Raw genomic sequence first — 22,400 nt, forward strand, 5'->3', positions numbered from 1 at the left:
GTGGCATCCAAGGCTGACATCGCCGAAGGGGCGACCACCGATAAAAGCAGGGGAGGGGGCGTGGCCAAGGGTAGGGTATTGCTGCGCGGGGTGACGAAATGCTTCGGCGCCGTCGATGTGATCAAGGGTGTGGACCTGGAAATCGCGCCGGGGGAACTGACGGTGTTTGTCGGCCCATCGGGCTGTGGCAAGTCCACCTTGCTGCGCCTGGTGTCCGGCCTGGAACTGCCGACCGGCGGGTCGATCATGATCGGCGACCGCGATGTCACCCTGGTTCACCCGTCCGAACGCGGCATCGCCATGGTGTTCCAATCCTACGCGCTTTACCCCCACATGAGCGTGGCGGAAAACATGGGCTTCGGCCTGAAGATCGCGGGCCTGCCCAAACCCCTGATCAAGGAAAAGGTGGCAAAGGCGGCGGAGATCCTGCAACTGACCCCCTTGCTGGACCGCAAGCCCCGCGCCCTGTCGGGCGGGCAGCGGCAGCGGGTGGCCATTGGCCGCTGCATCGTGCGTGAACCGGAGGTATTCCTGTTCGACGAACCTCTGTCCAATCTGGATGCCGCGCTGCGCGGCCAGATGCGGGTGGAGATCGCGCGCCTGCATGCCAAGCTGGGCGCCACCATGATCTATGTGACCCATGATCAGGTGGAGGCGATGACGCTGGCCACCCGCATCGTGGTGCTGAATGCCGGGCGGATCGAACAGATCGGCGCACCCATCGAGCTGTACCGTCACCCCGCCAACCTGTTCGTGGCCGGCTTCATCGGCTCCCCCCGCATGAATTTCATGGATGGGATCGTGGAGGCGGTGGAAACGGACAGCGTCAGCGTGCGCCTGAACGGCGCCACCTTGCGCCTGCCCCGCCATGACGCGGCGGTGAAGCCGGGGGCCAAGGTCACGGTGGGCATCCGGCCAGAACATTTTCGCGTCGGCCCCACCCCGGCGGACATGGACGATGATCAGGCGGTGGAGTTTGACGCCATCATCGATCTGGTCGAACGGCTGGGCGGGGAAACATTGGCGCATCTGCGCATGCCGTCGCTGTCCGATGGGGTGCTGGTGGTAAAGATCAGTGGCGATGTGCCCCTGCGCATCGGCACGGGTCTGCGCATCGGCGTCCGGCTGGCGCAATGCCACCTGTTCGATGCCGATGGCCGCGCCGTGGGTGAACCGGCGGCGCGCGCAGCCGTGGCGGCGTGAGGGGGGATTATGAACAGGCCTGCTAATCATCCTCCCATCATCGTCATCCCGGCGAAAGCCGGGACCCAGGGGCAGCGTGCCCGACCTATCGGTGGCATCCTGGTTGGCGGTGGCTATGGCTTTCCCTGCGGCCCTTGGGTCCCGGCTTTCGCCGGGATGACGAAGGGGGGCGGGATGGGTCAGCGCCAGCGCAATGGCAGGTCTGCCCATGTATGACAACCGCGTCTCCGGCTATCTCTACATCGCGCCCTTCCTGATCGGTCTGGCGACCTTCACCCTGTTTCCTTTCCTGGCATCCTTCCTGCTGTCCTTTTCGGATTATCAGTTGCAGGACCCGGTGGAACAGGCGCGGTTTCTGGGGCTGGGCAATTACACGCAGATGGCGGGCGACGACACGTTCCATGGCTCGCTGGGCGTCACCTTCCTCTATGTGTTCATCACCGTGCCCCTGAAACTGGCCTTCGCCCTGTTCATCGCCTTCGTCTTGAATTTCAAGCTGCGGGGCATCGGCTTTTTCCGCACCGCCTATTACGTGCCTTCCATTCTGGGCGGGTCGGTGGCCATTGCCGTGCTGTGGCGCTATGTCTTCGCGGGCGATGGGCTGATCAATCAGGTTCTGGTCTGGGCAGGGGGGGAGCCGCTGAACTGGCTGGGGGAGCCTGCCTATGCCCTGTTCACCGTCGTGCTGCTGCGCCTGTGGCAATTCGGGTCGGCCATGGTGGTGTTCCTGGCGGGTCTGCAGAACATTCCCACCGACCTTTATGAGGCGGCGACCATCGATGGGGCCGGCAAGGCCCGCATTTTCTTCACCATCACCCTGCCGCTGCTGACGCCGGTGATCTTTTTCAATTTCATTATGCAGATCGTGCAGGCATTTCAGGAGTTTAACGGACCTTATATCATCACGGGCGGCGGGCCGCTGAAATCCACCTACCTGCTGCCCCTGATGATCTATGAAGAGGCATTCAAGTACTTCAATGTCGGTTACGCCGCCGCCCTCTCCTGGGTCCTGTTCCTGATCATCGCGCTGTTCACCATCATCGCCTTTGCGTCTGCCAAATACTGGGTCTTCTACGGGAATGAGCGGGAGGATGGGGAATGAGCCTGATCAGCGTGCCTCGCCGCGATGCCGCCTGGATTGGCCGTTTCAGTGCCCTGCTGCGCTATGGCGTGCTGATCGGGGTGGGGCTGGTCATGCTCTATCCCCTGTTCTGGATGGTGGCCGCCAGCTTCAAGCCCAACCATGAGATTTTCGGATCGGTCGGCTTGTGGCCGCAGGAACCGACCATGGATGGGGTGGTGAAGGGCTGGCGCACCGGCACCGAATACAGCTTCGCGACATACCTGCTGAACAGTTTCGCCTTCATCATGCCGAAGGTGGTGCTGACCGTCGTGTCATCGGTGCTGGTGGCCTTCGGCTTCGCGCGGTTCCGCATGCCGGGCAAGCAGCTTTGGTTCGCGCTGATGGTGGCGACCATCCTGCTGCCGAAAAGCGTGCTGCTGATCCCACAATATCTGATGTTCCGGGAATTCGGCTGGCTGGATACCTATCTGCCGCTCTATGTTCCCTGCGCCTTCGCTACCGACGGCTTCTTTGTGTTCATGGTGGTGCAGTTCCTGCGTGGCATCCCGCCCGATATGGAGGAAGCGGCCGTCATCGATGGCTGCAACTCGCTTCAGGTACTGTGGCATGTGGTGGTACCGGTGATCATGCCGGCCATCATCTCCGTCGCGCTGTTCCAGTTCATGTGGAGCCTGAACGACTTCCTCTATCCCCTGATCTACCTGTCCTCGGTGGGCAAATACCCCGTAGCCCTGGCCCTGAAAATGGCCATCGACGTGACGGAGGCCACGGCCTGGAACCAGGTCCTGGCCATGTCCACCATCGCCCTGCTGCCCTCGCTGATCGTCTTTTTCCTGGCGCAGAAATATTTTGTCGAGGGGATCACGTCGGGGTCGGTGAAGGGATGACGCCGGGGTTTTCGCGGATTACGGCTTCGCCTAATCCGCGCTACGGATGCAGCCTCGCGGGGACGTTAGGGACGTAGCGCGGATTAGCGTAAGCGTAATCCGCGGTGCAACGCTGCCACCTCACCCCACCGGCTGCTGCTGCGTGATGCAATGGATACCACCGCCGCCGCGCACGATATCCAGCGCCGGCACCGGCACGATATGCCGGTCGGGGAACAGCTTGCCGAACAGGGTGACGGCCTCGGCATCCATCGGGTCTTCGAACAGCGGCATGACGATGCCGCCATTGGCCATGTAGAAATTGGTGTAGGAGAGCGTCAGGCGCACGCCATGCTGTTCCTGACGCGCCGGCGTGCGCAGGGTCACGACCTCCAGCGTCCGGCCCGCCGCGTCGCGCGCGGCCTTCAGCCGGGCGACATTGTCCTGGAACACGGGATAGTTCGGGTCCGACGTATCGTCGGTCACCATGGTCAGCACGACGCCCGGCTTCACAAAGGCCGCGATCTCATCGATATGGCCGTCGGTTTCATCCTGCTCATAGCCCCTGTTCAGCCAGATGAATTCCCGCACGCCCAGATGGGACGCCAGATGCGCCTCAATTTCGCCGCGCGACAGATGCGGGTTGCGGTTGGGGTTCAGCAGGCATTCCTCGGTCGTCAGCAGTGTCCCCTCGCCATCGACATGGAATGACCCGCCCTCCATCACCAGCGGGGCCGCGAACCGCTTCAGTCCCTGGTTCTCCAGGATCAGGCGCCCGACCTGCGTATCCGGCTGAAAATCGTCATAATTCCGGCCCCAGGCATTGAAGCCCCAATGCACGCCGGCCACATCGCCCTTGCCGTTCACGACAAAGCTGGGCGCGTTGTCGCGCAGCCAGCTGTCGGAGCAGGGCACCGGCAGCACCGACACGCCCGGCCCGCAGGCCAGCGAGACATCGGCCAGCGCCCCGTCGGGGCACAGCATGGTCACTGGTTCGAACTGCGCAATGGCCTTCGCCACCTCGGCATAGGCGGCACGCGCGGCGGGCAGGCCGTTGGGGAACGTTTCCTCCCGCACCGGCCACGCCATCCAGCAGCGCGCATGCGGCGCCCATTCGGCGGGCATGTAAAAGCCTTCGGCGGCGGGATGGGTCATGATGCGATCCTTGCTTCTGATCTGGGCCAGACATGAAAACGCCCCGGCGAGGGTACCCGCCGGGGCGCTGTCCTGACAACCATGCCGGTTCCCCACCGAACCGATACTCATATCAAGGGGCATTAATTTGCCCCTTGAAGGCCAGCGACTGCTGGCCCGCAGGCTTGTGCCTGCGTGAGCCAAGGCGGCGGATGCCGCCGCCCGGCGTTTGAGGGAACAGCATACATCAGACTGAAAAATGGGAACTGCTTAAAGAAGCAGGCCTTTCCGCCTCAATCGCGGCGGTTGGCCGGGTACTGCTCAACCGAAACGGCATACCGGGAAAAAGCACCGAGCCGCAGCATAGGAAGCAGGAAAAAGTACCGCATGATGAGTCTCCATCGTTGTTTTCGATGGACGTAATATAGTTGCGCAGCGGCTTTTGCGCCATCCGGGGCACGCGCCGGGGCAAGACTGCGCGGCGTGCATGGCTTGGAGTGGGGGGCTGGCGTGGTTCCCTCACCCTCCCAAGCCGGAAGGCTTGGGAGGGTGAGGGAGCAACGGAGCAACAGTGCCCTCACCGCTTCACATCCAACCCTTCCTCATTGACCAGGCTCATCACGTCGGCCACCGACACCAGATTGGCGTCACCCGGCACCGAATGTTTCAGCGCGGCGGCGGCGGCGGCGAAATTGATGGCCTGATCGGCGGCCCAGCCCTTGTCCAGTCCATGGATCAGGCCGGCGGCAAAGGCGTCGCCGCCGCCAATGCGGTCGACAATGCCGTTCAGCTTGTAGGTGCGGGAATAATGCACCCGGTGGTCACGCGCGGCGACACGTCCCGTCAGTTCCTGATGGTCCACGTCATGATGGCTGCGGATGGTGGAGGCCAGCCATTTCAGGCCCGGCCAGGTCTTAAACGCCAGCTCCGCCGCCGCCAAAAACCGCTCCGACAGGGGAAGGGCATGGAAATCCGCGCCTAAGATCAGGGCGATGTCGCGCTCATTCCCGAACATCAGATCGGCGCAGGAGGCCAGTTTGGCAAACACCGCCGGCGCGTCACCGCCCCGGTCGGCCCACAGCTTGGCGCGGTAGTTACAGTCGAAGGAAACTTTGACGCCGGCGGCCTTGGCGGCTTCTGCCGCCGCGACCACGGCCTTCTCGGCCTCTTCGCTGACGGCGGGCGTGATACCGCCGACATGCAGCCATTCGGCCCCGTTCAGCAGCGTGGGCCAATCATAGGCGCCAGCCTCCGTCACCGCGAATGCGGACCCGGCGCGGTCATAAATGATCTCCGACGGGCGCTGCATGGCGCCGACGGTCAGGAAGTACAGGCCCATGCGGCCATGGCGCATCTGGATGCCGCGCGTGTCGATGCCATAGCGGCGCAACTCACCCCGGCAGGCCTCGCCAATGCCCTGGTCGGGCAGGGTGGAGACGACGGCAGCGTCCCAGCCGAATCGGGCCAACGACACGGCGACATTGGCCTCCGCCCCGCCAAAGGTGACGTCCAGACGCGGGCTTTGCAGCAGCATTTCCCGGCCCGGCGCCGTCAGGCGCATCAGCAATTCACCAAAACACACGATACGCCCGGTCATCGGGTCTCTCCCTTCCACCATGCAAACCCACCTACTGCGGGATTTGTGCCACATCCTGTGACGAACTTGGATATCTCAATGCAAAAACGTATTGCCACCGGTGTCAGATCGGATCATTAATAGCCCTGTCACCGGTGTCAACGCCTACCGGCTAAGACGACTGGTATAAAGACCTAAATCGTTCGTCCTACCCCCTGCTTGCCGTTCCGGCTGCGGGCTGGATCGGTGCGGCCAGAACGATAAATCTGAAGGGGAAGGAAGCAATGATGAAGTTCGCGGGTACGCCCTGCATCCGCCGCCGTCTCGCCGGCGCCTCGGCCCTGGTCCTGCTGGCCGGCTTGATCCCTGCGGGTGCGCAGGCACAGGAAGCCCTGGAAGAAATCGTGGTTACGGGCTTCCGTGGCTCGCTGGCCAGCGCCATCAACAAGAAGCGGAACGAGAATGACATCGTCGATGTCATCAATGCCGAAGATATTGGCAAGTTCCCGGATACCAATCTGGCAGAATCGCTGCAGCGTATCCCCGGCGTCTCCATCGACCGTGATGGCGGCGAAGGCCGTTCGATCACGGTGCGCGGTCTTTCCTCCACCTTCACCCGCGTGCGGCTGAACGGGCTGGAAGCCCTGGCCACCACGGGCGGCAAGGACGGGTCGGGCGGCGCCAACCGTGGCCGCGGCTTCGACTTCCAGATTTTCGCGTCGGAACTGTTCAACAGCCTGACGGTGCGCAAGTCCACGTCTGCCCAGACCGAGGAAGGCTCGCTGGGCGCCACGGTCGACCTGCAGACGGCCCGCCCGTTCGACTATAACAAGTTCGTTTTCTCCGCTTCGGGCAAGATCGGCTATAATGATCTGTCCAAGTCGAAGGACCCGCGCGGCACCCTGCTGGTGTCCGATACTTTCGCGGATGGCAAGATCGGCGCCCTGTTCTCCGTCGCCTACTCGGAGACCAACCGTCTGGAGGAAGGCTCCTCCACGGGCCGTTGGGAACGTGGCATCGACACGATCGGCACGGTCAATCAGACCACGGGTCTGGGCAGCGCCACGGCCAACTTCCTGTTTGGAGGTCCGGGCAATACGGTGTCCAACTCGCCGGCCAACCGCGCCCTGCCGGAACAGTCGGCCTGGCACCCGCGCATCCCGCGCTATGGCCGCTTGGATTACGATCAGGAACGCCTGGGCGCCACCGCCGCCCTGCAGTTCCAGCCGTTTGAGACGACGCGTATCACGCTGGACGGCCTCTATGCCGATCTGAAGGGCACGCGCCAGGAACAGTATCTGGAAGCCATTTCCTTCAGCCGCAACACCAGTGCGGGCGGCATGGGCGGCACCACCGTCACCCAGGCCACCTATGATGATCTGGGCAACCTGATCAAGGGCACCTTCAACGGCGTCGATATCCGTACCGAACAGCGCCGCGACCGCCTGCAGACCGAATTCCTGCAATATTCCTTCAATCTAGACCAGGAATTCACCGACACGATCCGTTTCAAGGGTGTTGCCGGCTGGTCCTCCTCGGTGCAGGACAACCCGGAACAGACGACCCTGTCGCTGGAAGCCTATAATGTCCAGGGCTACAGCTACGACTATTCCGGCAACAAGAACCTGCCGGCCTTCAATTACGGTTTCGACGTCACCAATCCGGCCAACTATATCTTCAGCCCGTCGACCCGTCTGGTCCGCAACGGCGCTGTCATCGGTGACCAGTCACTGATCCGTATTCGTCCCAACAAGACGAATAACGATTTCCAGACCTTCCGGGGCGAGTTTGAGTGGGATGCCCAGGACTGGGTAACCCTGAAGGCCGGTCTGGCCCACAAGGATTACAAGTTCAAGACCCAGGAATGGCGCCGTTACGGCACGCTGGATGCGATCCAGGGGACCGGCAATCTCACCGAGGCCGCCGTACCGCTGCCGGCCGGCACCACCATCGCCAGCCTGTCGGAACTGGTGTCGGGCTTCGGTCGTCACCTGAATATCCCGAACGGTACGCCGACTTCCTGGGTGGTTCCGTCGATCGACAAGTTTGAGGAACTGCTGGGTTTCTACTGTAACTGTATCAACCAATATGGCGATTTCCGCGTCGCCAAGGACGGCCAGGGCGCCATCGGCAATAACCGCAACGCCCGCGAACGCAGCCTGAGCGCCTTCGTCCAGGCCGATTTCAATACCGAACTGGGTGATATGCCGTTCCGTGGCAATGTCGGTCTGCGTCAGGTGAAGACCAAGCTGACCTCCACCGGCTATGTCGGCACGACGCTGGTCACCAAGCAGCGCGACTATGACGATACGTTGCCGGCTATCAACCTGTCGCTGGAGCCGATTGACGATTTCCTGGTACGCTTTGGGGCGGCCAAGGTGATGTCGCGCCCCGACCTGCCGAACCTGACCCCCGGTGGTTCGATCACCAATGCCAGCCAGACCATCAGCGTCGGCAACCCGGAACTGAACCCGATCCGCGCCAATACGGTCGATCTCTCCTTTGAATGGTATCCGGAGAAGGAGACGCTGGTAACGGTTGGCTTCTTCTATAAGGACATCAAGAGCTACATCCAGAACATCTCCGAGCAGATGACTTTTGCCGAAACGGGGCTGCCGGAGAGCCTTCTGGCCAACAACAATAGGCCTGACACAACCTTCACCATCACCCGCTCCGGCAATACCAAGGGCGGCCCGCTGAAGGGCTTTGAAATCAGCGTGCAGAAGCCGTTCACCTTCCTGCCGGCTCCGTTCGATGATTTCGGTGGTATCGCCAACTTCACCTATGTGACGTCGGATATCGACTATCGCGTCGGCACCCGTATCGTGCGTGAGCCGCTGGTTGGTCTGTCGCCCAAGTCGTTCAATGCCACTCTTTACTATGAGAACGATGATTTCAGCGCCCGCGTCTCCGGCTCCTTCCGCGACAGCTACCTGACGCAGATATCGCCGGGCAATGCCAACGACATCCGTGGCAAGGCCTCGACCTTCAACCTGGACTTCTCGGCCAGCTACAACATTAGCGAGCAGATCTCGGTGACGTTCGAAGCCATCAACCTGACCGACGAGTTCGACGAGCGCTGGGTCGGTACCAGCGAGCGCCAGAACTCTGAAGAATATGTCCATTATGGCCGCCAGTTCTTCCTGGGTGCCAAGTACAAGTATTGATGACCTCCGCTTCCCCCGGCCCGACAGGGTCGGGGGAAGACCCCACGGGGCTGCATCGCGGCCCGGCGTGGAAACCGGTGGCAATGCATGATCGCCTCCGCTATTGCCTTGATCTCCTGTTCCGACCTCATCACGGCCCCACCGGCACAGGCGGGGCCGTTTTCCTGTTGATGGGAGCCTTACAACGTGAATATCCAGGCCTTCACCCTGCTGCTGAAAAGCTCGCCCGTCATTCCGGTCCTGACCATCGAAAGGGTGGAGGATGCCGACCCCTTGGCCGTGGCCCTGAAGGAGGGTGGCCTGTCGGTGGTGGAGGTGACCTTGCGCACGCCCGCCGCCCTTGACGCCATCACCGCCATGAAGCGGGCCGTGCCCGGCCTGATCGTGGGTGCCGGCACCATCCTGAAGCCGTCGGACCTGGATGCCGCCATGTCGGCGGGGTCGGATTTCATCGTGACCCCTGCCACGACGGCGGCCCTGGTGGCCCCGCTGAAGGCCTGTGGCGTGCCGGTCATCCCCGGTGTGGCCACGCCCAGCGAGGTGCTGGAGCGTTTGGATGACGGGTTTGAGGTGCTGAAGCTGTTCCCGGCGGAGCAGTATGGCGGTGCCGGCACCATCGCCGCCCTGGCCGCCCCCCTGCCGCAGGCCCGCTTCTGCCCCACGGGCGGCATCGGGCGCGACAAGGTGGCGTCTTATCTGGCGCTGAAGAATGTGGTCGGCGTCGGCGGCTCCTGGATCGCCACCAACAAGCAGATCGCGGATGGCGACTGGGCCGGCATCACCGCCAATGCCCGCGCGGCAGCCGCGTTCGCGACGCCCGGCGTTTAACACAAACGCCTCAAACGGGGTAAGCCCGGAACCAGGGGCAGGGTGGTATCGTTAAGGCTGCATCCACTAACCGGAGGATGCAAACCATGAAGATGCTTCTCGGCACAGCCGCCCTGTCCCTGGTCCTAGTCGCCCCGGCCCTGGCCGCCAGCTCCGACAGTGACATCGCCGCCTTCCGTCAGGCCAAGGTTTCCCTGACCCAGGCCATTGCCCAGGCTGAACAGCAGGGCAAGGGCAAGGCGGTGGATGTCGATTTCGATACCAAGAACAGCGTCGGCCTGTATCAGATCGACATCGTGTCCGGCGAGACCGTGACCCGCTGGGATGTCGATGCCTCCAACGGCAAGATCGCTTCGGCTGACAAGCAGACCCTGGCCACCTGGGCACAGCAACTGGGGGCGGGCGTGGAGCCCCGCGAACTGACCGCCTCTTCCACCAGCCTGGCGCAGGCCATCGGCATCGCGGAGAATAAGGGCGGCGGCAAGGCCATCGAGGCCGAGGTCGATCACGATAATGGCCGCCTGACCTATGAGGTCGAGGTGCTGAACGGCAACGGCACCCGCACCATCCGCGTCGACGGCGCCACCGGTCAGGTCATGGCCGACAAGAGCTGATCCAAGTCGGTTGCACCCTCACCCTCCCGCCAAGCGAGGGACAAAATTTCCACCCCTCGCCCACGAACGTGGGAGAGGGAGGGGCCCAAGCCTGCCAAGGCTTGGGAGGGTGAGGGCAACCCCCGTTCGCCCCTCATAACCCGTTCAGATATTCTTCCAGATTGGTATAGCCATCGCCATCCTGGTCGGTCGCCCCGTCCGCCGGATCGGTTGGGTTCAGGCCGTGGGCCTTTTCCCAGGCATCGGGCATGCCGTCCCGGTCGCTGTCGGTCGGTGCCACTCCCGCCGTCAGCACCGGCCAGCCGCCGACATCGTCCTGATTGTCGATGATCCGACCCTCGCCCTTGGCCACGCCTGCCGTGATCCGCTCATCCACACTGTCGCGCACGCGGCCCGCCCCGGCCTTGGCCAGAACCGCGCGGAAGGCGGCATCGGCGGGCTCCGTCGTCACCGCCGCCATCGGGATGGGGGCAGACTGGCGGTAGCCATCGGCCTGCACACCGGTGACCAGCGACCAGGGGTCCGCCGGCTCGGCATGGTTCATCCAGTTGCCGGCAAAATACGCCCTGGCCACGGGGCTTTTCTCGTCAAACGCATGTGCGCCCTTCGAATCTGGGCCGGCCACATAGTAATTATTCACGAAATTATAGGCCGTGACGGCATCGGTATCGGCGTTATAGCCCGACGCCCCGCCCTTGCCCGTCCCCTTCCAATTGAAGAAGACATTGTTGCGGAAATCCATGAAGGCGCCGGTCGGGTCATCGGCCTGCTTTTCAAAATTGCCGGGGCGCGGCATGCGGGCCGTGTGGCTGGCCCACAGATTATGGTGAAAGCTGAAACGCGATCCGAACGACCCGCGCGCCAGCGTGCCATAGCCGTGATCGCCCTTGGCATGCACCGACTTGTTCAGGCTTTCGGCGATCACCGACCATTGCACCGTCACATTGTCCAGCCCCGTCATCCCTTCCTTCCACTTGAAGGACAGCGACAGGCTTTCATCGGTGGACCAACTGGCGGAGACATGGTCCAGGATGATGTGCTTGCCATCAAAGACCGTGACGGCATCGGCTTCCTGTCCCGCCGCACTGCCCAAGCGGGAGCGGACATGGCGGATCACCACATGGCTGGCCGTCACGATCAGCGGATAATCGCGCAAGGTGATGCCGCCGCCGGGCGCCGACTGGCCCGCGATGGTGATGAAATCGTTCTTGATACGCAGGTCGGATTTCAGCTGGATGGTCCCCGACACGGCGAACACCACCATGCGCGGTCCCTTGGCCTCCACCGCCTCGCGCAGGCTGCCCGGTCCTGCATCTTCCAGGCTGGTAACGGTGAAGACCCGTCCCCCCCGTCCCCCCATGGCATAGGCACCGGCCCCTTCGGCCCCCGGAAAGGCCGGTATGGCGGCGGGCGCCACATCGCGGCCAATGGCGGCAGCGGGAAGGGAGGGCAGCAGGCACAGCAGGGCAGCAAGTGCTGCCGGGCGCATCTTCATCGGGGCACTCCCTTTATCACAGAAGCCGGTACTGGCTTTGCGTACCGTCTTTACACATGATTTGACACCGGTTACCATTATTCTGTAGGCCTGGGCAAACGAAAAGCAGACTTTCACTGCCGTCAAACCCGGACCATGACTGATTTGGGGTTGCGCCATCCCGGCGCACAGTGCAGTACATTCCTATTGTCCCCTGGGGGGACAATTGATGCCGATAAACACATCGAAATGGGACAGCACCCTCCATGCCCCGTGCCCGCACCGCCGACGCTGCCGCCGTGACCGAACAGGCCGAAAAGCCGGAAGCGCCGAAGACCTATATCTGGGACCTGAAGCGCCGGCCCACCATCAATGATGTGGCCCGTCTGGCGGAAGTGTCGAAGAAGACGGTGTCGCGGGTCATCAACCAGTCGCCCCTGGTAAATGAGGAAACCCGTCAGAAGATCGCCAAGGTCATCGATGATATCGGGTACGAGCCGGACCCGCAGGCCCGCGGGCTGGCGTCCCAGCGCTCCTTCCTGCTGGGCATCATCTATGACAATCCCAACAGCCAGTATGTGGTGAATGTCCAGGCGGGCATTCTGGAGGCCTGCCGCAAAAGCGGGTTTGAGCTGGTGGTGCATCCCTGCATCCGGACCAGCCCGACCTATATGAAGGAGATGCGGCAGTTCGTGGAGCGGCAGAAGCTGGATGGCGTCATCCTGCTGCCGCCCTTGTCGGAGGATGAGGCGCTGGCCGCCATGCTGGTGGAAATCGGCTGCCGCTTTATCCGCGTCGCCTGCGTGCCCCTGGATGTCGCGGCCCATCTGGTCGTGTATGAGGATTATAAGGGTGCGGCGGAGGTGGCCGACCATCTGGTCGAGTTGGGCCATCGCCGCATCGGCTACATCGCCGGCACACCGCAATATAAATCCGCCCAGGAACGCCGCCGTGGCTTTGCCGACGGTCTGGCTCGCCACGGTCTGTCGCTGGACCCCGAACTGTCGGCCCAGGGCGCCTACACGTTCGAAAGCGGCCAGGAATGCGCCGAAAAGCTGCTGTCGATGGCGAACCCGCCCACGGCCATTTTCGCATGTAACGATGAAATGGCCGCCGGCGTCTATCGCATCGCCTATCAGAAGGGCATCACCATCCCCCAGGAGCTGACTGTTGTCGGTTTCGATGACAGCCAGCTGGCCCTGCGCATGTGCCCCGCCCTGTCCACTGTACGCTCGCCCGTCCGCGACATGGGCCGCGTGGCGGCGGAAAAACTGATCCAGCGCATCGCGCAGCCCGACGCCAAGCTGCGCGAGACGATTTTCCAACCGCATCTGGTGGTCCGCGAAAGCAGCGCGCCGCCCAAGGCCTGATGGGTGGGGCCGTGGGTTCATCCAACGGCTCCTGCCGCCTTGCATGGAAACCGGTGTCATCATAGGATGGCGCCTGATATATCCCATATTTCAGGAGTTATGACGGTGTCCACCGCCCAGGAAATCGCCCAGCGTTTTGTCGCTGCCCGCCGTGCCGCAACATCCCTGCCGGATTATCCCGGCACGATCCCCGATCACCTGACCCAGTCCTATGACATTCAGGATGTGGCGCGCGCGCTCTGGCCCACGCCGGTGCGCGGCTGGAAGATCGGCATGGTGCCGCCTTCCTTCCGGGAGAAACTGGGGGCCATGCGCCTGGCCGGTCCCGTGTTTGACGGCAATGTCTGGGATTACAGCGAAGGTCAGGTCATCGACCTGCCGGTCATTCCCGGCGGCTTCGCGGCGGTGGAGGGGGAGTTCGTGGTGAAGCTGGGCGCCGAAATGCCGGCCAGCGGCCCGTCGGATGAGGCTGAGGCGAAGTCCCTGATCGGTTCCATCCATGCCGGTATCGAACTGGCCGGCAGCCCGCTGGCCACCATCAACAAGCTGGGCCCCACCGTCGTGGTCAGCGATTTCGGCAATAATGCCGGCCTGATCGTGGGTCCCGAACTGAAGGGCTGGGCCGATGCGGCACCGGAAAGCCTGACCGTTGAAACCCGGATCGAAGGCGAACTGGTCGGTACGGGCAGCTTTGCCAGCATCCCCGGCACGCCGGTCCAGGCCGTCGCCTTCCTGCTGGCCCATTGCCGGGCGCGCGGCATCGCCTTGCCGGCAGGCACCCTGATCACCACCGGGGCCGTGACGGGCATCCATGACATCGCCCTGGGCCAGTCCTCCACCGTCACCTTCGCGCCGGGCGGAGAGATCAAGGTGCGGACCGTCCAGGCACAGCCGCGCTGAACCGATCACGAAGGTTGGGGCGGGCTTTGCTCCCAACCTTCGCTTGACTTCAAACAGTGAATGAACAACGTTCAATTCGGCGGGGCGCAGCACCTTCCCGGAATTGGCGCTCTTGGGCGCGGGCGTCGGGGTGCTATGATGCGTCTGTCTGTTGAAGGGGCGTCTGTTCCATGAAGAATATCATCCTGCTTGTCCTGGCTTTGCTGGTGCTGATCGGCGCCGGTGTCGGCGGCTACGTCATGTTCGGGCCGAAGCCGCACAAGGAAGGCGAGCATGCGGAAGAAGCGCCCAAGAAGAAGGAGCGCACGGGTCCCCCCGTCTTCGTGCAGGTGGGGCCGATGATCGTGCCCGTCATGGGCGCTAAGACCGTGGAACAGAACATCATGGTCACCGTCAGCCTGGAAGTGGATGACGACACGACCCGCGAACAGGTCCGCGTGCAAAGCCCGCGTCTGATCGATGCCTATGTCCAGGCCCTTTATGGTGGCATCGACAAGGGGCAGGTGATCGACGGTCAGGTCCTGAACATTCCCGCCCTGAAGACCAAGTTGATGGAAACCACGGACAAGGTCCTGGGCCCCGGCATCGTGCATGACGTGCTGATCCAGTCGGTCAGCCAGCGGCCGGTTTATTAGGGATTGTCAGGTTTTGTGGAATTGGGTTGGTGCGTCCTCAACAGTCATCCCCGCGAAAGCGGGGACCCAGCGAGAGGCGCGGTCAGCGCCGATATGAATCATGTCGCAGCTATCGCTGCTCTTGCTGGGTCCCCGCTTTCGCGGGGATGACCGCGGGGGGCGACCCCACATAAATCTGACAGACCCTACCCTAAGAACCGATACGCGCCGCGTCGGCACTGCTGACCTCTGGCTGCCATCCTGCTATAATATCGTCATCAACGCCCCAGTTGCGCCTACGCCCATCCGGAGCCATCGGCTTTCGGAGCGGGAAAGGTGCGCGCTCCTGAAACACACCTTTATTTTTTGTTTCACACCGTTGCACGGACGCTGCCGCATCCGCGTCCGAATCATCCCGCACTGCAATGCCGCAGTGCAAAGTGCAAGTCTGGTTAATGGTGGCGTATTGCCGCATTTAAAAACGCATGGCATGCTTGCGCCCACCTAATGCCGCCGGCCATCCGGTCAGAAAAAAGAAGCGGCATCTTCAACAGGGTAAGGAAACGACATGACCACGCAAGTGCTGTACTTCGTGCTGGCATGTGGGGTGCTGGCCATTCTTTATGGGCTGGTAACGGCCCGTGCCGTGCTCTCCGCCAGTCCGGGCAATGCCCGCATGCAGGAAATCGCCCACGCCATCCAGATCGGTGCGGGTGCCTATCTGAACCGTCAATATACGACCATCGGCATTGTCGGAGTCGTGATCGCGGTGCTGGTGGGTGTGCTGCTGGGCGTCAAGGTAACCATCGGCTTCGTGATCGGCGCGGTCCTGTCCGCCGCTGCCGGCTATATCGGCATGAACATCTCCGTGCGCGCCAATGTCCGCACGGCAGAGGCCTCGCGTCAAGGGCTGGCCCAGGGTCTGTCGCTGGCGTTCCGCGCCGGTGCCGTTACGGGCATGCTGGTGGCGGGCCTCGCCCTGCTGGGCGTCGCCGGCTATTATTTCGTGCTGACCTCCATGGGTGTCACGGGACGTGAACTGATCGACGCGCTGGTCGCGCTCGGCTTTGGCGCCTCGCTGATCTCCATCTTCGCGCGCCTGGGCGGCGGCATCTTCACCAAGGGTGCCGACGTGGGCGCCGATCTGGTGGGCAAGGTCGAGGCCGGCATTCCCGAAGATGACCCGCGCAACCCCGCCGTGATCGCCGACAATGTCGGTGACAATGTCGGCGACTGCGCCGGCATGGCCGCCGACCTGTTCGAAACCTATGCGGTGACCGTTGTGGCCACCATGGTGCTGGCCTCCATCTTCTTCGCGGGTCAGGGGGTCCTGGCTTCGGCCCTGGTCTATCCGCTGGCCATTGGCGGGGCGTGCATCATCACCTCCATCATCGGCACCTATTTCGTGAAGTTGGGCTCGTCCAACAACATCATGGGCGCGCTGTACAAGGGCTTCATCGCCTGCGGTCTGCTGTCGCTGGTCGCCATCGGCGGGGTCACGCATTATGTGCTGCCCGAAGGTTTCCACACCGTCTTCACCACGGGTGATGGCGTGACCTTCACGGGCCGGCATCTGTTCTATTGCGGGCTGATCGGTCTGGCCGTCACCGGCCTGATCGTCTGGATCACCGAATATTACACGGGCACCAATTACCGCCCCGTGAAGTCGGTGGCGCAGTCCTCCACCACGGGCCACGGCACCAACGTCATCCAGGGTCTGGCCGTGTCGATGGAATCGACCGCATTGCCGGCCCTGGTGATCTGCGTCGCCATCATCGCCTGCTTCCTGCTGGCAGGATTGTTCGGCATCGCCATTGCGGTCACCAGCATGCTGGCGGTTGCCGGCATGGTCGTGGCGCTGGATGCCTATGGCCCCGTCACCGATAATGGCGGCGGCATAGCCGAAATGGCCGACCTGCCCAAGGATGTGCGCGTCACCACCGACGCGCTGGACGCGGTCGGCAACACCACCAAGGCCGTCACCAAGGGCTATGCCATCGGCTCCGCCGGTCTGGGCGCCCTGGTGCTGTTCGCAGCCTATAATGAGGATCTGAAGTACTTCATCGCCAATACCGACGCCTATCCCTATTTCCAGGGTGTGACCGTCGATTTCAGCCTCGCCAACCCCTATGTCGTCGTCGGCCTGATCCTGGGCGGCCTGCTGCCCTATCTGTTCGGTGCCATGGGTATGACCGCCGTGGGTCGCGCCGCCGGTTCCGTGGTGGAAGAGGTGCGGCGACAGTTCCGTGACGATCCGGGCATCATGGCCGGCACGTCCAAGCCGGACTATGGCCGCGCCGTCGACATGCTGACCAAGGCAGCCATCAAGGAGATGATCATCCCCTCGCTGCTGCCGGTGCTGGCCCCGGTCGTGCTGTACTTCATCGTGGCCGCCATCGCGGGTAAGGGTGCGGCGTTCAGTGCCGTCGGCGCCATGCTGCTGGGCGTGATCGTCACGGGCCTGTTCGTCGCCATCTCGATGACGTCGGGCGGCGGTGCCTGGGACAATGCCAAGAAATACATCGAAGAGGGCCATCATGGCGGCAAGGGTTCGGACGCGCACAAGGCGGCTGTGACCGGTGACACCGTCGGCGACCCTTACAAGGACACGGCTGGTCCCGCCGTGAACCCGATGATCAAGATCACCAACATCGTGGCGCTGCTGCTGCTGGCCATCCTGGCCCACGGCTAAGCGTTACGGAGCTGATTTTGCGCCCCGGTCCGGTAACGGGCTGGGGCCTTTTTATGCGCCTGATTGGCTACTTATCCTAATTTGTCTCCCCGGCGAAGGCCGGGGCCCAGGGGCCACGCGCCCAACGCTGGTACTTCCAAATCGAGCCAGATGGAAAAGTTGATGCTTGCGGCCCCTGGGCCCCGGCCTTTGCTGGGGAGGCAATTATGCTTATGCCCGCCCGTCATGATCGATGATCGGCCCCTTGGCCACATCCTCTGCCTTGGCCTTGCTGACTGAGTGTCCATCCAGCCAGGCGCGGGCCTGCTGTCGGTGTTCCTCCCTGATCGACACGGAGGCCGTGCGCAGGGCGAGTGTCAGGACGGCCAGATCGTCGGTGAAGCCCAACAGGGTGACGAAGTCCGGCACCGCATCCACCGGCATGATGAAATAGGCCAGCGCGCCCAGCAGCACCGCCTTGTCCCGCAGCGGCGTGGCCGGGTCAGTGGCCGCATACCGGGCGGCGATGATGCGGTCTGCAAAGGGAATGCGGGCCAGACTGCCGCGCAGCTTGTCCCAGAAGCGGCGGCGGACAAGGTCGGCATCGCTGCGCATCTTGATCGGATCGATGCGCAGGGCCTCTTCACTGTATTTATCGGCAGGCTCGCTCATGCCCTGGATATGGCGAAGATACCGCGTCGGGGCAAGGGGTCAGGCAGGCCGCACCCCTGTATAGCGGGCGCGCGGTCGGATCAGGACGCCTGACCGCACCTGTTCCAGCAGATGCGCCACCCACCCCGCACTGCGCCCCAGGGTGAAGATGGTAATGGGTGCATGCGGCGGCAGGCCCAGCCGGTCAGCCAGCAGGACCAGGGCAAAGTCGATGGTCGGCGGTGTCCCCGCCATCTCCGTCGCGGTGCGGGCCAGCGCCATTGCGCGGCGCATGCGGGTATCGGCACCCCAGGTTGCCGCCATCCGCTTCAGCAGCCAGGCCGCCCGGACATCGCCCTTGGCGTAAAGCGGATGCCCGAATCCCGGCAGTTCATCCCCGCGCGCCAGATGGGCGGCCAGGGCCTGGGCCGGGTCTGGCGCATCCAGCAGGCGCGGCAGGATGGCCGCCACCCGCGCCGTCATGCCGCCATGGCGCGGCCCCCGCAACGCGCCAATCCCCGCCGACAGGGCGGCATAGGGGCTGGCCCCGGTGGAGGCGACGCAGCGGACGGTAAAAGCCGATGCGTTCAGTTCATGATCCGCACACAGGACCAGGGCCGCGCGGACCAGCTCCGCCCCCGGCCCCGCCACGCCCCAGGCGCCGCACAGCTGCTGATGCAGGGGCAGGGCGGAGGGGTTGGTGCCTGTCAGGATGCCCGCCGTCAGGCGCAGGATGCGCGCGCCCGTCCGCGCCAGCCCCGCCGGGGTACGGTTCACGGACCGCAGGTCGCCCGCCGCCGCCAGCGGCAGCAGCGACAAAAGCCGGTCCAGCGGGTCCAGCCCCAGCGGCAGGCTGGCAAAGGCGGGCAGGGCGGGCGGTTCCTCCGCGAAAGCATCCTCCGTGCTGTCCCACAGCAGGCTGGCCACCGCCTCCAGCGTGGCGCCTGCCGCCAGATCGCCGGCATCCCGTCCGCGATAATACAGCCCGTCGCCTGTGATCAGGGTGATGGCCGATTCCAGTACCGGTGCGCCCCAATCCAGCGCCCGGTCGCTGGCCGCCTCCACGGGCCGGTCACGTCGGGTCACCAGGGCGCGGACGTCCTCGGCGCGGTACAGCCGCGTGCGCCCACCCGCCGGGGCGTCGGACCGGATCAGGCCCCGGCTGACATAGGCATAAAGCGTGGCCAGGCTGACGCCCAGCTCGGCGGCGGCTTCCTTGGCGGACAGGGTCAGGGGTGCGGTCATGATGATATATTGATTTATTGAATCAATATTGACTGTATATCCGCATCGTCCAACCCTGTCCAGGATGCAACAAGCTGCAAGGAGCCGGAAATGACGACCGGACTGGATGGGATCATCGCCGCCGAAACCGTGTTGAGCCATGTGGATGGGGCGGCAGGCGAACTCGTCCTGCGTGGCCTGCCCGTGGAACGCGCGGCGCAGACCCTGGATTTCGAAGGGATCACGGCCCTGCTGTGGCAGGGGTTCCATCCGCTGGGCGGGCGGCCCGATGCCCTGCGTGATGCCATTGGCCGGGCGCGGGTGGCCGTTGCGGCGCAGCTGCCCAATCTGCTGCCTGCCACGGCGGGGCTGAGCGCGGTGGAGGCGCTGCGCCTGATGCTGTCATCCTTGCCCGATGGTGACGCGGCGGATGACGCAGTGCGTGTGGTGGCCGCCGTTCCCGTCTTCATCGCGGCACGGGTGCGCCATGCCCAGGGGCTGTCCCCCAGCGCGCCTGACGCCGGTGCCGGCCATGCGGCGGATTTCCTGCGCATGATGACGGGGCATGCCGCCGATCCGGTACTGGCCCGCGCGCTTGACACCTATCTGGTGACGGTCAGTGACCATGGCCTGAACGCCTCCACCTTCGCCGCCCGCATCGTGGCCTCCACCCGTGCCGGGATGGTCAGCAGCGTGGTGGCCGGGCTCTGCGCCCTGAAGGGGCCGCTGCATGGCGGTGCGCCCGGCCCCGTGCTGGACATGCTGGACGCCATTGGGAGTGCGGATGCCGCCCCCGACTGGATCGCGGGCGAACTGGCGGCGGGGCGGCGGCTGATGGGGTTCGGCCACCGTATCTACCGGGTGCGCGACCCGCGTGCGGAGGTGCTGAAGGTCGCCGTCCGCCCCCTGCGCAGCCCGCGCATCGATCTGGCCGAACAGGTGGAGCGTGCGGCCGTTTCAGCATTGGCCGCCCACCGGCCCGACCGTCCGCTGGAAACCAATGTGGAGTTCTACACGGCCCTGCTGTTGGATGCCGTGGGCCTGCACCGTGACCTGTTCACACCGATCTTCGCCATGGGTCGCGTTGCCGGGTGGAGCGCGCATGTCATGGAGCAGGAAGCGACGGGCCGTCTGATGCGTCCCGCGTCCCGCTATGTGGGGCCGGTGGCGGCTTAGTACTACAGTTGCATTTGTAGATTTCCCATGATTCCCTGTGTCTTCGGGCTATGGATGCTGAGACATGGGAGTATCTGACTGGTCTGGACCGTTGTTGGGGTGGGGCGAGGCCTTGTCGGACTTGAAGGACCGGTTAGTTTTTCTGCTTGGCCGGGCTGAGGTTCGGCAGTCTGTGTCGGCTTTCATTGACGGGTTGCTGTCGGATGCAGTCGCTGCTGGGGCGCTCGCGCTGGGATGCGGACGCGGTCTGCCGGACGGTTGGGGGCTACGCGCTTGAGGCGTTAGGTGGCGGGGATGGGGTCCTGGTGGTGGATGGGACCGGCTTTGTGAAGAAGGGCGCCCATTCGGTTGGGGTCGGTCGTCAATATTCGGGGACGGCGGGCCGGATCGAGAATTACCAGGTTGGTGTGTTTCTGGCCTATGCGGGGCCGTGGGGCCAGGCACTGATCGACCGTCGGCTGTATCTGCCGAAGGACTGGGGCGGGGACACGGCTCGCCGGGCGAAGGCGCAGGTGCCGGAGGACGTAACATTCGCACCAAAGACACAGATCGCCCGTGATCTGATCGCGGCGGCGCTGGATGGTGGCGTGACCTGTGCCTGGGTGCTGGCCGATGCCTTGTATGGTTCGGACGGCGGCCTGCGCCGCATGCTGGAGGGGCGTCGGCAGCCCTATGTACTCGCCGTCCGTTCCAACCAGACCTTGCGGTTCTTGACAGCGGAAGGCTTGTTGCAGACCGACCCGCGGGCCATGGCCGATGACCTGCCGGCCGAAGCCTGGACCCGTCTGGCTGCCGGCGAAGGCGCCATGGGCCTGCGCCTTTACGACTGGGCACGGATCCCGCTGGCCTGGACCTGTGACGAAGGGTTCGAACGCTGGGTCCTGATCCGCCGCAACCGGCACAATCCGGGCAGGCGGGCCTATTATTTCGTCTTTGCACCGGCCGGCACCGCCATGGCTGAACTGGCCGGTGCCGCCGGGCTGCGCTGGACTATCGAGGAATGTTTCCAGCGCGCCAAAGACGACCTAGGCCTCGACCATTGCGAGGCCCGATCATGGCACGGCTGGCACCGCCACATGACCCTATGCATAGCGGCCGCTGCTTTCCTCGCTAAACTGGCTGCGGACCTGCGCCGCGACGCTGAGGCCAAATGGAACGAAAGGAGTCCGGCAACCCAAATCGCCGCCTGAACCGCGATCTGGACTGGTTGCGGCTGGACCGCAAATCCCTATCGGCTAAACTAAGATTTCCGATGCGCCGATGTCCGTCATTGTTACGGCTGGACCGCAAATCCCTATCGGCTAAACTGGGGCAGATGGCGCCCTTCATGGCGACCAAGTTGCGGCTGGACCGCAAATCCCTATCGGCTAAACTTTCATCATCCCCGCCCCCTTCCACGTACTTGTTGCGGCTGGACCGCAAATCCCTATCGGCTAAACTGGCCCGCGCCACCCTGAACGAACCCGCCGTGTTGCGGCTGGACCGCAAATCCCTATCGGCTAAACTTTCATCGTTTGGCGGATGGTGGGCCTTCACGTTGCGGCTGGACCGCAAATCCCTATCGGCTAAACTCTGCGATGCAAGGACCAAAGCCTCGTGCCTGTTGCGGCTGGACCGCAAATCCCTATCGGCTAAACTAGTCAATCTCGTTGCCGACACGGGTCAAGTGTTGCGGCTGGACCGCAAATCCCTATCGGCTAAACTCCCGATGGCCCGGCCCCCTTGATCTTATCGGTTGCGGCTGGACCGCAAATCCCTATCGGCTAAACTCAGATCAGTCAAATCTGTCGGGTCTAGTGCAATGACGCTGACAAAGGATTCACAAGATGGCGTCGATGTGAGAATCTG

General features: G+C 63.7%; 16 protein-coding genes, 1 pseudogene and 1 CRISPR repeat array. Of the genes and pseudogenes, 12 read left to right on the forward strand and 5 right to left on the reverse strand.

Annotation, left to right across the window (positions count from 1 at the left end; translation table 11 throughout):
* The first annotated feature begins 60 nt into the window (after positions 1-60).
* The 3 genes from ACODSP_RS25620 to ACODSP_RS25630 all read left to right on the forward strand — a co-directional run bounded on the left by ACODSP_RS25620 (position 61) and on the right by ACODSP_RS25630 (position 3,174).
* Positions 61-1,203, forward strand: coding sequence for an ABC transporter ATP-binding protein (locus ACODSP_RS25620; protein WP_488968359.1), 1,143 nt, complete (start codon positions 61-63; stop codon positions 1,201-1,203).
* 208 nt (positions 1,204-1,411) lie between these two features.
* On the forward strand, positions 1,412-2,305 hold the full coding sequence (locus ACODSP_RS25625; protein ID WP_102114935.1) for a carbohydrate ABC transporter permease: 894 nt from the start codon (positions 1,412-1,414) through the stop codon (positions 2,303-2,305).
* Entirely contained in the window at positions 2,302-3,174 is an 873-nt protein-coding gene (locus tag ACODSP_RS25630) for a carbohydrate ABC transporter permease (protein ID WP_488968360.1), read from the forward strand. The genes ACODSP_RS25625 and ACODSP_RS25630 overlap by 4 nt, the downstream gene beginning before the upstream one ends.
* 120 nt (positions 3,175-3,294) lie before the next feature.
* Here ACODSP_RS25630 and ACODSP_RS25635 read toward each other — a convergent pair whose 3' ends face one another.
* A complete protein-coding gene (locus tag ACODSP_RS25635; RefSeq protein WP_488968361.1) occupies positions 3,295-4,308 on the reverse strand; it encodes an agmatine deiminase family protein in 1,014 nt (337 codons plus the stop codon).
* A gap of 556 nt (positions 4,309-4,864) precedes the next feature.
* On the reverse strand, positions 4,865-5,884 hold the full coding sequence (locus ACODSP_RS25640) for a PfkB family carbohydrate kinase (protein ID WP_488968362.1): 1,020 nt from the start codon (positions 5,882-5,884) through the stop codon (positions 4,865-4,867).
* A gap of 263 nt (positions 5,885-6,147) precedes the next feature.
* On the opposite strand from ACODSP_RS25640, the gene ACODSP_RS25645 reads away from it, so the two are divergent.
* The 3 genes from ACODSP_RS25645 (at position 6,148) to ACODSP_RS25655 (ending at position 10,472) form a co-directional block, all read left to right on the forward strand.
* The gene (locus tag ACODSP_RS25645) at positions 6,148-9,030 is read left to right on the forward strand and encodes a TonB-dependent receptor (RefSeq protein ID WP_488968363.1); all 2,883 of its coding nucleotides are present in this window, start codon (positions 6,148-6,150) and stop codon (positions 9,028-9,030) included.
* 186 nt (positions 9,031-9,216) lie between these two features.
* The gene (gene eda, locus ACODSP_RS25650; protein WP_488968364.1) at positions 9,217-9,858 is read left to right on the forward strand and encodes a bifunctional 4-hydroxy-2-oxoglutarate aldolase/2-dehydro-3-deoxy-phosphogluconate aldolase; all 642 of its coding nucleotides are present in this window, start codon (positions 9,217-9,219) and stop codon (positions 9,856-9,858) included.
* Between the two features lie 86 nt (positions 9,859-9,944).
* Entirely contained in the window at positions 9,945-10,472 is a 528-nt protein-coding gene (locus tag ACODSP_RS25655; protein ID WP_488968365.1) for a PepSY domain-containing protein, read from the forward strand.
* Positions 10,473-10,605: 133 nt separating this feature from the next.
* On the opposite strand, the gene ACODSP_RS25660 is transcribed toward ACODSP_RS25655, so the two are convergent.
* Positions 10,606-11,967, reverse strand: a complete 1,362-nt coding sequence (locus ACODSP_RS25660) for a pectate lyase family protein (RefSeq protein ID WP_488968366.1) — start codon at positions 11,965-11,967, stop codon at positions 10,606-10,608.
* A gap of 245 nt (positions 11,968-12,212) precedes the next feature.
* Here ACODSP_RS25660 and ACODSP_RS25665 point away from each other — a divergent pair, with 245 nt between their 5' ends.
* From ACODSP_RS25665 to ACODSP_RS25680, 4 genes are all read left to right on the forward strand, one after another.
* The gene (locus ACODSP_RS25665) at positions 12,213-13,316 is read left to right on the forward strand and encodes a LacI family DNA-binding transcriptional regulator (protein WP_488968367.1); all 1,104 of its coding nucleotides are present in this window, start codon (positions 12,213-12,215) and stop codon (positions 13,314-13,316) included.
* A 99-nt stretch (positions 13,317-13,415) separates the two neighbouring features.
* Positions 13,416-14,216, forward strand: coding sequence for a 2-keto-4-pentenoate hydratase (locus tag ACODSP_RS25670; RefSeq protein ID WP_488968368.1), 801 nt, complete (start codon positions 13,416-13,418; stop codon positions 14,214-14,216).
* Between the two features lie 170 nt (positions 14,217-14,386).
* Positions 14,387-14,851 (forward strand): flagellar basal body-associated FliL family protein, encoded by a 465-nt coding sequence (locus tag ACODSP_RS25675; RefSeq protein WP_488968369.1) that lies wholly within the window; start codon positions 14,387-14,389, stop codon positions 14,849-14,851.
* A 547-nt stretch (positions 14,852-15,398) separates the two neighbouring features.
* Positions 15,399-17,522, forward strand: a complete 2,124-nt coding sequence (locus ACODSP_RS25680; RefSeq protein ID WP_488968370.1) for a sodium-translocating pyrophosphatase — start codon at positions 15,399-15,401, stop codon at positions 17,520-17,522.
* A 210-nt stretch (positions 17,523-17,732) separates the two neighbouring features.
* Here the strand turns inward: ACODSP_RS25680 and ACODSP_RS25685 are convergent, their stop codons facing one another.
* Together ACODSP_RS25685 and ACODSP_RS25690 are read right to left on the reverse strand one after the other, a co-directional pair.
* On the reverse strand, positions 17,733-18,173 hold the full coding sequence (locus ACODSP_RS25685) for a YkvA family protein (RefSeq protein ID WP_488968371.1): 441 nt from the start codon (positions 18,171-18,173) through the stop codon (positions 17,733-17,735).
* A gap of 39 nt (positions 18,174-18,212) precedes the next feature.
* Positions 18,213-19,397 (reverse strand): citrate synthase family protein, encoded by a 1,185-nt coding sequence (locus ACODSP_RS25690; protein WP_488968372.1) that lies wholly within the window; start codon positions 19,395-19,397, stop codon positions 18,213-18,215.
* A 90-nt stretch (positions 19,398-19,487) separates the two neighbouring features.
* Here ACODSP_RS25690 and ACODSP_RS25695 point away from each other — a divergent pair, with 90 nt between their 5' ends.
* Together ACODSP_RS25695 and ACODSP_RS25700 are read left to right on the forward strand one after the other, a co-directional pair.
* On the forward strand, positions 19,488-20,552 hold the full coding sequence (locus ACODSP_RS25695) for a citrate synthase/methylcitrate synthase (RefSeq protein ID WP_488968373.1): 1,065 nt from the start codon (positions 19,488-19,490) through the stop codon (positions 20,550-20,552).
* A gap of 64 nt (positions 20,553-20,616) precedes the next feature.
* Positions 20,617-21,742: pseudogene (locus ACODSP_RS25700) on the forward strand (IS701 family transposase).
* Positions 21,743-21,758: 16 nt separating this feature from the next.
* A CRISPR array of direct repeats spans positions 21,759-22,322; the repeat unit is 36 nt; unit sequence GTTGCGGCTGGACCGCAAATCCCTATCGGCTAAACT.
* Positions 22,323-22,400: the final 78 nt, after the last annotated feature.

This window comes from Niveispirillum sp. FG156 (genome assembly GCF_057809555.1).